The organism is Brevibacillus sp. AG (assembly GCF_028369215.1).
Classification (GTDB): domain Bacteria; phylum Bacillota; class Bacilli; order Brevibacillales; family Brevibacillaceae; genus Brevibacillus; species Brevibacillus porteri.
Genome location: NZ_JAQMYO010000006.1, coordinates 140,366 through 152,934 on the forward strand (window position 1 = coordinate 140,366; position 12,569 = coordinate 152,934).

Below are 12,569 nucleotides of genomic sequence, written 5' to 3' on the forward strand. Positions count from 1 at the left end.
TAGTAATATGTGTTATGCTATAGTTGCGAGGTGAACGAGATGAGTGACAGCAGTATCAGCAGTGACATTATCCGCGGTCATATCGATACGATTATTCTCCGTGTCCTGTGTGACGGCGATAACTATGGATACGAAATCATCAAATCCATTTTCAAAAACAGCGGCGGGCGTTACGAACTGAAAGAGCCTTCCTTGTATACCAGTCTGAAAAGATTAGAGTCACACAAGCTGATCGCTTCGTACTGGGGAGATGAGAGCCAGGGGGGCAGACGCAAATATTATCAGGTGACAGAAGCAGGCAGAGAGGCGTACGAAAAAGCGCTGGCATCCTGGAAAGTCGCCAAAGAATTGATTGACCAGCTCATCGAAAGGCGGGAGGAAGTGTGATGGAGAATTTACAGCACTATGTCGATCAATTGTTTCAAAAATATAGAGGAAGTAAACAAATCGAGGAGCTCAAATGGGAAGTATTGAGCAATTTGGAGGCAAAGGTCGCCGACTTGGTTGCAGATGGGCTATCACTGGATGAAGCGGTGAAAAAAGCAAAGGCCAATCTCCCTTCGATTGATTCGATTGTCGGAGAACGCCGCAAAGTCTACATACTTCCACTCCTGCAAGAACTGTTGCAGCTCGGATTGCTGTACACACTCATTGCCTGGATTGTGACTATGCCACTGCGAATTTGGGGCATGGGTATCTTTTTGAACTATGGTCTGTTTGCGATTTGCATACTCATCGGAATCGTCTATTTGATTTTGCTGGGGATCAACCGACCGGCTTCCACGCAAAATTTGACCAGTATGAATGTCCGGTCTGCCTTTTTGCTGCGGAAAACGGGCTGGATGCTTTGGGCGCTTTATATTGTCGGGACACTCGTTTTTACGACTGCGCTCTATTTTGGGAGCCATCTATGGTTTTCAACGCCAGTGAATCTTACTGGACCGTATCAATTCGCTAACATTGCCGTAGCGTATGCGCTGCCTTTTCTCTCCATACTCATACCACTATGGCTCCACGCCATTCCGCGGCTGATTTTGAAATACGATGCAGGGGAAGGTGACATCATTGCGAAATAAAATGATTCTTGCCTTGGTTCTCATCGGGGTTGTCCTGTCCATGGTCATTCAGATCGTAATGATCCCGGAGAACGAAGCGCAATCCGAGCAATATCAATTAGCTCAGCAAAGCCCGCTGACTCACGATTTGGAATCCATTTTGCCATACAAAAACAAGTACATGGGCGCTACTTCGAATCTGGTCATGTTCAATCATCTGCCGTTGAGTCATCTCAAGCGCACCTTTCAGCTCCGTCCGGAGAAGTTTACGATTGAGATTCATTACGAGGACATGACGACCGATGTCGAGGCGAAATTGTTCAAGCAAGCGATGCTGTATAACTCCGTGTCAGCCTTTGCGCTGGTAGACAATTTGCAAACCGTAGAATATCGTTTTTCTGATACGACGATTGTTGCCACACGAGTTGCTATTCAAGGCCTCTTTGGTGAGGATTTGGCATCGCTTTTGACAAAAGAAAAATGGAGTACAAGCGTGCAGGACAAATTGCGGGATGACACGTTTGTAGAAGAAGGCGTAAAGGTTCTTACGAAAAAGTAAAAGGGGAAATGAGCAATGGTATCAGATACGGTAAAAAACCAGGTATTTGCCCGACTCGGTTGTCAGTCATCTGAAGCCAAACTCCTTGGAGGTTATAACCAGCACGTATTTGAGGTAAACCGCGGTGAAAAGCTTGTGGTCAAAATAGAAGAGGAGTCAGCCGCCTCTGAGCAAGGTGTCTTATCTGAATGTGAATGGTTGTCTTATATGCATGAACATGGGCTGCGTGTGGTGAGGCCATTACGCATCACAGCGGATACCTATCTCAACCGAATTTCAGAGGAATGCTTTTTTGTTGTCTATGAAAAGGTAGAGGGGGCTCACGTCAGTCCGCAAGACAAGGACGTGTGGAACCATACCTTGTTCGAACAATGGGGAGAGATGATGGGCAAGATGCACACTCTCGCCAAAACGTTTCAACCTGTTCATGAGCGGCCACAGTGGTTTGCGAATCGGTTGTTTGAAGAAGATAGCCGCAGTGTTGACCCGATCCTGTTGGAAAAGCTGCAACAATACCATCACGCGTTCAAAAGCCTTCCCGTCTCCGACGATCATTTTGGTTTAATCCATGGGGATTTGCATCATCACAATTTTTTGCGGAAAGAGGACGAGTTGACCCTTCTCGATTTTGGAGACAGCGAATACCATTGGTTTGCTTATGATATAGCGATTGCCGTTTATCATACAGCCCAGACAGTACCAAAGGGACCAGCGAGGAAAGAGTTTGTCCACTCCTTTTTCCAATCGTTTATGGAAGGCTATTCACGTGGTAATCCTACTACGGTGTTTCTCTCCCAGATTGATTTCTTCATAGATTACCGCCATCTCTTTTCCTATATCTATCACAGTGTTTATGCAGACATGAGCCAATTAACGGATCAACAGCGCAAGTATTTGGACGAAATGCGATTATCTTTACAGAAGGGAGAGTCTTACTTAGGCTTTCCATTAGAATAAAGAAAAAAGGGGCGAGCCTGGTACTCGTCCCTTTTGCATTTAGATAAATACATGTAGCAACAAATACGTAGCTGCAGCGAGCAAGGCAGATATCGGCAGCGTAATAAACCAGGTGATCACGATGCGTTTGGCGACGCCCCAATTGACGCTTTTCAGCCGTTTGGCTGCGCCGACCCCCATGATCCCGGAAGAGATGACATGGGTAGAGCTGACAGGCAATCCTAGCTGCGTAAAGGTAAAAATGATCGTGGACGAGGTGAGATCGGCAGTTGCACCATTGATTGGTTCGATTTTGGTGATTTTGCCCCCGACCGTCTTGATGATTTTCCAGCCTCCGACAGAGGTTCCCAAGCCCATCGCGAGGGCACAAATGAACTGCACCCAGAAAGGAATGGTGCTTGTATCTGCATGCAGGTCAGCGGCTACGAGAGCAAACACGATAATGCCCATCGCTTTTTGTGCGTCATTGGTTCCATGTGTAAAGGATTGTAGGGCCGCCGTGAAAATCTGAAAGAGGCGAAAACCCCGATTGACCTTGGTAGGGGGGATCATGATCCGACTAAAAATGAAATAAACCAAATTCATCATGAGGTAAGCAGCTACCAGCGCGATAACCGGTGACACAATGAGCGCCTGGAAGATTTTTAAAAAACCAGCCCAGTTGATTTGCGCGCTCCCGGCGGAAGCGAGGACTGCCCCTACGAGTGAGCCGATGAGAGCGTGAGATGAACTGCTGGGGATACCGTACCACCATGTAATCAAATTCCAAAGGATCGCAGACAGGAGAGCAGCCATGACCACAAGCACTCCGAATTCCAGCTTGGCTGGATCGGCGATATCTCCACCGATCGTTTTGGCGACCCCGGTAAATGTCAGGGCACCGATAAAGTTCATGATAGCTGCCAGACCAATGGCAATCTTTGGCGGGAGAGCTTTGGTGGATACGGTGGTTGCAATGGCATTGGCTGTATCGTGAAATCCGTTAATAAAGTCAAAGGAAACAGCCAGGATGATAACCGCAATAACTAGAGGAAGGCTCGTATGCATGAAAGTAGGTCTCCTTGGTTTAAGAGTTGCCCATGATCACAGATTCCATCGCATCCGCGACATCCTCACAATGATCCATGACATCTTCCAGCACTTCGTACACCTCTTTGAGCTGCATGATGTGAATTGGATCGCTCGAGGTTTTGAACAATTGCCGGATGCTCCCCCTCACCAATTCATCCCCTTCACTTTCCAAATCGTTAATGCGGATGATGTACTCCTTCATATCGGACAGCTTTTGCTTTTGGAGCAGCTCGATGGCGAGAAGAATTTGCTTGGTAGCGTCTTCGATGAGTTCCCCAAATCGCACCATCGTTTCATCTGCTTCCATAATGTCGTACATATAGAGCCTCGAAGCACAAAACTCCAATCCGTCCAGTACGTCATCCAGCTTGACGGCAAGGTCCAGGACGTCCTCACGCTCAATGGCGGTAATAAATGTCTTGTTGATTTGCACGATGATTTCATGGATGAGCTTGTCGCCTTTTGTTTCGTACTCTTTCATTTCTGTAGAAAAGGTTTTGACAGTCTCCAATGAAGTAATCTTGTATTCATTAAAATAGATCGCTGTTTGATGCACATTTTTCGCAATCTCATACAAGTCATCCAAGAGTGCGTCCGATTTGGTAAAAAGCATAAACAAACCTCCACTTCGAAAACCCGAATAGGAGTATTTTGAGTGGAGGAGGTGGGGATTATGCACTTTTTCACTAACTCTTTACGTCGTGAGTAATTGGGCTGCCATATAGACGGCCACTCCCCACATAATCACAGCGGAAACCATATTCAGGCCACGCTGCAATTTTCCAGACCGATCCAATCGACCTGCGGTACGACCAGCTACGGAAAGGCCGAAAAACCAGAGGCAGGATACGAGGATGCAGGCAATCGTAAAGCCCCATTTCTCTGTTCCGGTATAGCTAAGTGAGCTGGTGCCGATCACGCCGATCGTATCGAGAATTGCATGCGGGTTCAACAAAGAGACAGAGGCAGCAAACATGATTTGCTTTTTCGCGGAAAAGCGTTCTTTCTCTCCATCCTCCGTATTGGGACGGCTACGCCACGTTAAATATCCCATGTACATCAAAAAGACAAAGCCGACGACATATAGAACCGTTTTTAGCCATGTGACTGTCAATACAACCAAAGAGACTCCTAATACCGCCAATAAAATGAGCAGGGTATCACAGAGTGCCGCAGTCAGTACGACGGGCATGGCGCGAAGTAAGGTAGGTTGTAGAGCCCCTTGATTAAAAACGAAAACATTTTGTGCGCCGAGCGGTAAAATAAGTCCAAAAGCAAGCACAAAGCCGTGCAAAATCGCTTCCAGCATGATCATTTCCTCCCCGTTTCTCTCTGGATGCAAAGGCTATTTGCATTACTGTCATTATTCACGGTTGTGAATCTGTTGTCTCCAGCCAATTGGTTTACATCCAAACCAACCAATTTGTACAATGATAAGACGAGGAGGAATGTGCTTGTGTTGACGATAGACTGGAAGCCTGACAAATCATCTGACATACCGATCTACGCGCAGATCGTGGCTTATATCAAGGGGAAAATCGCAGGCGGTGAGTGGCCGATCAATAGTAAATTGCCAACACAAAGAGCGTTAGCGCAAGCCTTTGATGTAAACCGCAGCACGGTAGTGACGGCGTTGGAAGAGCTAAAAGCGGATGGCTTCATTGAAGCAACAGTGGGCAGTGGTTCCATCGTTAGCAACAATACGTGGTCCTTGCTGACGACCGCCCCTCCCCCGAATTGGCTGGGATACGTTCAGGCAGGGGCGCATCTACCCAACTCGCCGACGATTCAGGATATCAATCGTTATGAGCCAGACCCGAGGTACATTCGCCTGGGGACAGGTGAGCTGTCGCCTAGCTTGATTCCTGTTGCGGAGATGGAAGAGGTCATGGCTAGCTTGCAAGGCAAAATGACACATCTCGGATATTCGGAGCCAAAAGGGCTGTTACCTTTGCGCCAGGCGATCAGCAACCATTTGCGGAGCAGGGGGATTGAAGCTTCTCCAGCTTCTATTTTGGTCGTTTCGGGGGCCCTTCAAGCCTTGCAGTTGATATCGATTGGCATTCTTCACCGTGGATCTGCCATCTTGCTCGAACAGCCTTCGTATTTATTCTCTCTGCCTTTGTTTCAATCATCGGGAATGCGTCTGGTCGGTGTACCGATGGATGCGGAAGGAATCTCTCCCCAAGTGCTTACGAGACAAAAACAGGCGCATAACGCTGCCCTATTCTATACGATTTCGGCTTACCACAATCCGACGGGGATTAGCCTATCAGAGAATCGAAGGGAGGAAGTGCTGGTAGCATGCGAGCGGGAGAGACTGCCTGTGTTGGAAGACGATGTTTATGGAGAATTGTGGTTAGACGAACCGGGGCCATTGCCGTTGAAGGCGAGGGATCAGAGCGGGCTGGTCTTGTATTTGGGCAGCTTGTCCAAAACACTCAGTCCGGGGCTGCGGATTGGCTGGATTGTAGGGCCTGAGCCAGTCATTGAACGCCTCGCGGATGTGAAAATGCAGACGGACTACGGAGCGAGTGCTATTTCCCAATGGGTGGCGACAGAATGGCTCACAAGCGAGAGATATTACCGGCATCTGGATCAGCTAAGAGCGGCACTGCGACACAGAAGGGACAGGATGTGCGAATGGCTTACTCGCTGGTTTGACGATTTGGCAGATTGGCGTATACCACATGGCGGTTTTTATATTTGGCTTCGTCTGCATCAGGCGGTTTCGATGCGCAAGCTTTTTACGGAAGCATTGGCAAAAGGTGTCCTGTTAAATCCGGGCTTTGTTTATGATCAGACGGATAGTCATCATCTTCGCTTGTCCTATGTGTATGCAGAGGAAGCCGATATGGAAAAGGCGTTATTTGTCTTATCTCAGCTCCTCCGTGGCAAGGGTTAATGGAAAGAAGACACCTGCTTGGGCCAGGTGTCTTCTGCTATTTCAATGATAAGGGAACTGCGTGGAGTACCCGCTAAACTGCTGATAAGCTTGCTGCAGTTGTTGCTGTTCAGCAGCCTCCAGCTTGTACCATCCTTTTTGGAACATGAGATTGAAAGCATCGCGTGCTGACTGATGGGTTTCATTCAAAATTTGTACCATGTCATCATAAAGCTGCTGGTGGCTGGCTTCCCGAACGGCGACGTTAAAGTTATCCGTCAAATACTTGCACGTAGCCAGACAGTCGTTAAGGTAGTCACGATCGTTCATTTGTGGACCTTTTACTTGTGGCAGCTGACCGGATTGCGGATTGGCGATCTGGTTTTGGTTTGGCATCCCGATTCCTCCCTTATTGCATTTGATGTTGTGGCTGGGATTGCTGTTGCTGGGACTGTGTCTGCGGAATGGTCGCCATCACTGCGGTGTTGTTGTTTTGCAGGTGACTCAGTAGTTTTTGGTAGTGTCGCTGGTGCATTTGTCCTTGCTGCTCCAAACATTGCTTGACCTGGGGATCAGTAGCTTGTTGTGCGAAAGCATGCAGCTTTTTGAAAGCGATCAGTTCCCATGACAAAGCATCCTTGAGATAGCTCAAGTCCTTTGTCGTAATGACCTTAGGCGGTTCAGGAATTGGAGCTTGTGTAAAGGGTTTGGAAGGCAGGATGGATGGCATCGGGTTGCTCCTTTCAGATGGAATCATGTTTAGGATGAGCAATAAGTCAGGATGTAACCCCTGAGGATTGCAGCCAAAAAAATCCGGTCGCAAAGGACCGGATTAGGATAGCTCCAGCGAAGAAACGACGATGTCGATGCTTGCGGGAGCGATATTGAGACAATATTGAGCTTCTTTGTACAACGTAGATTGAAGGGCATGGATAAGTGCTGGAATATTTGTCATGTAAGGCAGTTGAAGAGCAATCGAAACCTGAAACCGAGGCAAATCCTCAAAGCTGGAGACGATCTTGACCACATGATGGACCTCGTCAAACTGGTCGCAGGTCGCTTCTACGATTTTTCGCAACACCTGGGGATGAATCATGATACGTCCGCCTGAAAACGGAGGATGTACTACGGTTGTTTCCCCAATCACTTCTTTTTTCGAGCTGAAAATCTGTTGGGCAGAGGAGATGAGGCGCTGGAGGAAATCTTTTTCTACCTCGACACGCGGAATTGGTATCGTGTGCTTGCCCATTGTTTCCCGCACGTAGCGGGCAGCCTCGATTTCCTGCGGAGGCTTGATGGATTCAATCGGGATGAAGTCCACCTGCAAAGGCAAATGCAGAGCTTCCACGATGCGACCAATCATCCGCTGAGAAGTTCCTAACACGAGTAGTCGGCTTGGTTGAATCTCGCCGAGACTTCGCCGTACTTCTTCAGCGTGCTCCTTATAATGAAAAATAGCTCGTTTTACCGCCTGAATTTTTGTCTTCTCATATTTGGCAGAGGTTCCGGCCACCTTGCGTCCCTGGTAAATCAGGATGCCATCATCAATAATGGCGTCGATGTTCATTCGGTGAGCAAGTTCTAATGCACTGGTGCTTTTTCCTGTTCCACTGGTGCCGTACAAGGCGTAAATTTCCATGGGACCTCCTTCGTCAATTTCTCGACTATGCTTGATCTTTTTTATTATACATGACAAGGAGGGGGGACAAAACGAATTTACTGGTATTGTGCCCCCATCTCCCGCGATCTTTCCGCAGCGCGCAGGATGGCTGCAGTGACGGCCTCCTGGAATTGATAGGCTTCCAATACTTCCAGTCCAGCCTGGGTCGTTCCACCCGGACTCGTTACTTTTTGGCGGAGAATAGAAGGCTCTTCGCGTGTATCGAGCAGCATATGTGCCGCGCCGATCACGGTTTGCAGCGTTAATTGGCGTGCCATTTCACGATCCAGTCCCGCTGTGGCACCTGCCCCCATCATAGCCTCTACCAAATAGTAAATATAAGCAGGACCGCTTCCAGACAATCCAGTAATGATGTCCAGCTCTTCCTCGGCGACTTCATATACGGTGCCAATTGCTTCGAAAAGTTTGGTAGCTAGCTCGCGGTGCTCTTCCTGGACAAAAGGATTCGCGCACAGTCCTGTAGCAGACAAACCAACCGCAGACGATGTATTGGGCATCGTGCGGATGATCGGGCACTCTGCACCGAGCCACTCTCCGATCAAGCTGGTGGAGACGCCAGCAACCACCGAAATGATCAATTGGTCCGAACGAACAACTCCACGCAAATCCTGCAAAGCCTCTGCTGCATCCTTCGGCTTGATGGCCAAAATCAAAATATCGGAAGAGCGGACTACCTCAAATTTGTCCTGAGTAGCAGTTACCCCGTAGTCATTTGCCAACTGTTCCAAACGCTCCATATTATTGCGGTTGGAGACGGTAATACGCTCAGAAGGGAGTAAGCCTTTCTTTACGATACCGGAAAGCATGGCCTCCACGATCGAGCCTGCACCGAGAAAACCGATCCGCCCTTCTGTAATCATTGTTGCTTGGTTACTCATGGTGATTCCCTCCCTTTGGACTATCGGATTTGGCCGTTTCCGCGTACGACATACTTGTAAGAAGTGAGCGCTGGCAAGCCCATTGGCCCGCGAGCGTGAAGCTTTTGCGTGCTGATGCCTATTTCGGCACCGAAGCCGAATTCTCCACCATCTGTAAAGCGGGTAGAGGCGTTGTGATAAACCGCTGTGGCATCGATCGCAGTCAAAAACTGACGGGCTGCGACTTCATCTTCCGTTACGATTGCCTCTGAATGGCCGGAAGTATGCGCTGTAATATGTTCAATGGCCTCGCTCAGGCTATCAACAGTGCGAACCGAAAGAATCAGCGCAGAGTATTCCGTATCCCAGTCTTCTGCCGTTGCATGGTGCAGTTGAGTGGAGAGGTCGGAATGCAGCTCTATCGTACGCTCACAAGCACGGAGCTCAACGCCCTTCGCCAGTAGCTTTTGGAGCAAGGCTCGTTGATTTTCCTGTGACCAACTGCTGTGCACAAGCAGTGTTTCAGCAGCATTGCATACGGCAGGTCGACTCGTTTTGGCATTGATCACGATGCTTTCAGCCATGTCATACTGAGCTGCTTCATCCACATAAATGTGGCAGTTTCCGACGCCTGTTTCGAGTACAGGTACGCTTGCGATTTGCAGAACTCGCTGGATCAGTCCTGCGCCACCCCGAGGGATGATGACATCGACGAGACCATTGGCGGTGCACAAATAATCGACAGAGGCATGTTCGGCAAAAGGCAAGTACTGCACCGTTTCTGCGTCAAGTCCGGTCGCAGTGAGCGCTTGACGAATGCTAGTCGTCAAAGCGAGATTGCTGTGAACAGCGCTGTGGCTGCCGCGCAAGACGATCGCATTTCCCGTTTTAATAGCGATAGCTGCTGCGTCAACGGTGACGTTCGGTCTGGCTTCGTACACCATTCCAATGACGCCGAGAGGGACGCGGATTTGTTCGATAAAAAGTCCGTTTGGACGTGTCCACGAGTCGATTCGTTCCCCGACCGGATCATCGAGGGATACCAGCTGCGCTAGACTATCCACGAGCTGTGCAATTCGCTTCGGCGTCAACAGGAGACGGTCCAGATAGGAAGCAGGCTGACCATTTGCTTCCGCGAGGGCGAGGTCCTTGGCGTTTTCTGAGAGAATGACGTCCTCATCAGCCAGCAGCTGGTTGCCGATTGCGACGAGCACCTGGTCTTTTTCTTTGCGAGAGAGTATTGCCATTTTTCGTGAGGCCTGTTTGGCCAGGCTCATTTGTGTATGCACTTTTTCCTTCAAGATTTCCATGGTTTCTCCAACTCCTTCTTTCTATCTACATGGATTCGTTTAGATGACAGGCGTCCATTCATCCCGATGTATAACAGTACCGCTGTGTCGCGTTACGTTATCAGGGGAAAGAAAATCACTTAACTGTGCTGCAGTAAATCTGCTGATACCGCGACCGATCAACGTACCCTCAAAGTAAACCTCGATAACCTCACCTTGCTCGAACATGCCGGATACATCGCGGACACCTGCCAAGAGCAAGCTTTTGCTTTTTTCCAAAATCGCTTCCGCTGCACCGCTATCAATCGTGATTTTTCCGCGGGTAGGGGAGTGAAGCGCAATCCATTGCTTGCGTGTAGGAACGCCGTTCGTTGCAGGTGCTTCTGGATGATAGTTGACATAGGTGCCATTCCCGTTGCCAGTAAGGACAGCCAACAAATCAGTGGTATTCGTCAATTTTCCGATAAAGCTCGGAATTCCTAATGATTGGGCGGTTTTTGCTGCGATCAGCTTGGAGCGCATACCGCCTGTTCCCAGTTGGGAAGCTCCGCCTGCAAGTGCCTCGATTTCGTCTGTCACACATTCGAGCCAGCCCATATGTTTGGCATCAGCATGATAACGTGGGTCTTTATCATACAAGCCATTCGTATCAGTCAGGATCGTGTACAAATCAGCATGGATGAGACCAGCGACGAGTGCGCCAAGCATATCATTGTCTCCGAAGGTCAATTCCGCTACGGATACCGTGTCGTTTTCGTTGATGATTGGCAAAATATTTTTATCCAAAAGCAGTGACAATGTGGAAAACGCGTGCTGATACCGTTCCTTGTGAGAAAAGTCACCGCGTGTCAGCAAAATTTGCGCCACGCTGAAGTTATGGGCGCCAAACATTTGCGTATAGGTCTGCATCAACAAGCTTTGCCCGATAGCTGCCGCTGCTTGCTTGGCTGCCAAGGATCGCGGTCGCTGCTGATAGCCGAGACTTTGATAGCCGCTGGCGACAGCTCCCGAGGAGACTAAGACAACCTGATGACCCGCTTCGCGCAATTGGCTGATAGCCGAGACGAGCAGAGACATTTTCGCCGGATCAACACCGCCTGTAGCTGCTGCAATCGAACTGCTTCCCACCTTTACTACCAAACGCAACTTCCCCTTTTTCATGCGTAAAACCCCCTTCTTGCATACAAAAAAGCCCTCTCGTCTCTTTGATAAGGACGAAAGGGCTTGATAACCTCACGCGGTACCACCTTATTTGACGTTTTGGACTGAAGACATACTTCAGCCAGAAACGCCCGGCTCTCTTTCTTTGATAACAGGTGAAAGAAACCTGTCCAGGTCTTCCCTGGATGCTCTGGGGTGGGTTCAAATCGATTCAAGGACGAAACCTCTCAGCCGGTGGATTTCGCTCTCTGGACCTGAAGGGCGGTTTTACTATTCCCCGTCATTGCCGCTCACTATGTGCTTATTAATTCACTATTATTCGCTTGGTCTGCAAGAAATGTCAAGAGGCTTATTGAAATTGTTCATTCCCATAAGCGCCCACCCGTGATTTGATTTCGAACCGTTTGGTCTTTTGATCGCGTACGAGTCGGTAGCGCAGCGTGCGGTCAGAAGCAAAGGAAGAATCGGTTACATCCTCCACGGTCACACTGAGTTCTCCATTGTTTTTTTGAACAGTCGTGTTTCGTACCGAGATCAGAGTCGGATAGTCGACGCGTGGGATTGCTACGTATACTTTTTCCTTCACCAGCTTGGTCGTCATGTTGTCGTACATGGCTTCTGCCAGTGGACGGCTCCAAAAACGGCCGAAGTACCCCGTTATCTTGTCTTTACTGTCGAAGCGCTCAGGCAATTCACGAAAGACGAGACCATCCTCAAACTCAGATTTGCCCTTCGCATTGTCCGCAGCAGCATAATATACATTTTCCAGCTGATGCTCGGCTTGCTTCAAAAAGAGGACCACATCCATTTTGTTATCGCCAAGCTTTTGGATGGCAGACTGCTTGGCAGGCTTACTCTGTGTTTTGGCCTTGTTTTTTGCCTGCTCCTGCTTTACTTGCGTCATGCATCCTGTGACGAGCAAAGAGAGAGCGAGAATAAACATCCAATTTTTCCAGTTGACTTTCATGGCACACCTCACTTGGAAGCAGTCGTTTTACGTTAGCGTGTGTGTCAAAAAAGACAAATAGCCCAGTTAATATATGGATAGGGGTTGT

The 12,569-nt window shown here is 48.9% G+C and carries 15 protein-coding genes; 5 read left to right on the plus strand and 10 right to left on the minus strand.

Annotated features, from left to right (window positions below; all coding sequences use genetic code 11):
* The first annotated feature begins 39 nt into the window (after positions 1-39).
* The 4 genes from POF51_RS16950 to POF51_RS16965 are packed head-to-tail and all read left to right on the plus strand — an operon-like array spanning position 40 to position 2,571.
* Complete coding sequence (locus tag POF51_RS16950) at positions 40-387, plus strand: PadR family transcriptional regulator (protein ID WP_106834425.1); 348 nt, start codon at positions 40-42, stop codon at positions 385-387.
* Positions 387-1,076: a permease prefix domain 1-containing protein gene (locus POF51_RS16955; RefSeq protein WP_271755767.1), complete on the plus strand. Its 690-nt coding sequence runs from the start codon at positions 387-389 to the stop codon at positions 1,074-1,076. Before POF51_RS16950 ends, POF51_RS16955 begins: the two co-directional genes overlap by 1 nt.
* On the plus strand, positions 1,057-1,614 hold the full coding sequence (locus tag POF51_RS16960; RefSeq protein WP_271755768.1) for a DUF4825 domain-containing protein: 558 nt from the start codon (positions 1,057-1,059) through the stop codon (positions 1,612-1,614). The genes POF51_RS16955 and POF51_RS16960 overlap by 20 nt, the downstream gene beginning before the upstream one ends.
* Positions 1,615-1,629: 15 nt before the next feature.
* On the plus strand, positions 1,630-2,571 hold the full coding sequence (locus POF51_RS16965; protein ID WP_271755770.1) for a phosphotransferase enzyme family protein: 942 nt from the start codon (positions 1,630-1,632) through the stop codon (positions 2,569-2,571).
* A gap of 39 nt (positions 2,572-2,610) precedes the next feature.
* On the opposite strand, the gene POF51_RS16970 is transcribed toward POF51_RS16965, so the two are convergent.
* From POF51_RS16970 to POF51_RS16980, 3 genes are all read right to left on the minus strand, one after another.
* A complete protein-coding gene (locus POF51_RS16970) occupies positions 2,611-3,618 on the minus strand; it encodes an inorganic phosphate transporter (RefSeq protein WP_271755772.1) in 1,008 nt (335 codons plus the stop codon).
* Between the two features lie 19 nt (positions 3,619-3,637).
* Positions 3,638-4,255, minus strand: coding sequence for a DUF47 domain-containing protein (locus POF51_RS16975; protein WP_271755773.1), 618 nt, complete (start codon positions 4,253-4,255; stop codon positions 3,638-3,640).
* An 81-nt stretch (positions 4,256-4,336) separates the two neighbouring features.
* Positions 4,337-4,951 carry a LysE/ArgO family amino acid transporter gene (locus POF51_RS16980; protein ID WP_271755775.1) on the minus strand — a complete coding sequence of 205 codons (615 nt, stop codon included), beginning with the start codon at positions 4,949-4,951 and terminating at the stop codon, positions 4,337-4,339.
* A 147-nt stretch (positions 4,952-5,098) separates the two neighbouring features.
* Here POF51_RS16980 and POF51_RS16985 point away from each other — a divergent pair, with 147 nt between their 5' ends.
* Positions 5,099-6,547, plus strand: a complete 1,449-nt coding sequence (locus POF51_RS16985) for an aminotransferase-like domain-containing protein (RefSeq protein ID WP_069848880.1) — start codon at positions 5,099-5,101, stop codon at positions 6,545-6,547.
* A 42-nt stretch (positions 6,548-6,589) separates the two neighbouring features.
* On the opposite strand, the gene POF51_RS16990 is transcribed toward POF51_RS16985, so the two are convergent.
* The 7 genes from POF51_RS16990 to POF51_RS17020 form a co-directional block, all read right to left on the minus strand.
* Positions 6,590-6,922, minus strand: coding sequence for a spore coat protein (locus POF51_RS16990; RefSeq protein ID WP_017251484.1), 333 nt, complete (start codon positions 6,920-6,922; stop codon positions 6,590-6,592).
* A 13-nt stretch (positions 6,923-6,935) separates the two neighbouring features.
* A complete protein-coding gene (locus POF51_RS16995; protein ID WP_069848878.1) occupies positions 6,936-7,256 on the minus strand; it encodes a ferritin-like domain-containing protein in 321 nt (106 codons plus the stop codon).
* Between the two features lie 102 nt (positions 7,257-7,358).
* Entirely contained in the window at positions 7,359-8,165 is an 807-nt protein-coding gene (locus tag POF51_RS17000) for a hypothetical protein (RefSeq protein ID WP_017251483.1), read from the minus strand.
* Between the two features lie 77 nt (positions 8,166-8,242).
* Positions 8,243-9,085, minus strand: a complete 843-nt coding sequence (proC, locus tag POF51_RS17005) for a pyrroline-5-carboxylate reductase (protein WP_271755776.1) — start codon at positions 9,083-9,085, stop codon at positions 8,243-8,245.
* Positions 9,086-9,105: 20 nt separating this feature from the next.
* The gene (locus tag POF51_RS17010) at positions 9,106-10,374 is read right to left on the minus strand and encodes a glutamate-5-semialdehyde dehydrogenase (protein WP_069848874.1); all 1,269 of its coding nucleotides are present in this window, start codon (positions 10,372-10,374) and stop codon (positions 9,106-9,108) included.
* 39 nt (positions 10,375-10,413) lie between these two features.
* Entirely contained in the window at positions 10,414-11,514 is a 1,101-nt protein-coding gene (gene proB, locus POF51_RS17015; protein WP_069848871.1) for a glutamate 5-kinase, read from the minus strand.
* Positions 11,515-11,863: 349 nt separating this feature from the next.
* Positions 11,864-12,481: a hypothetical protein gene (locus POF51_RS17020; protein ID WP_069848869.1), complete on the minus strand. Its 618-nt coding sequence runs from the start codon at positions 12,479-12,481 to the stop codon at positions 11,864-11,866.
* Positions 12,482-12,569: the final 88 nt, after the last annotated feature.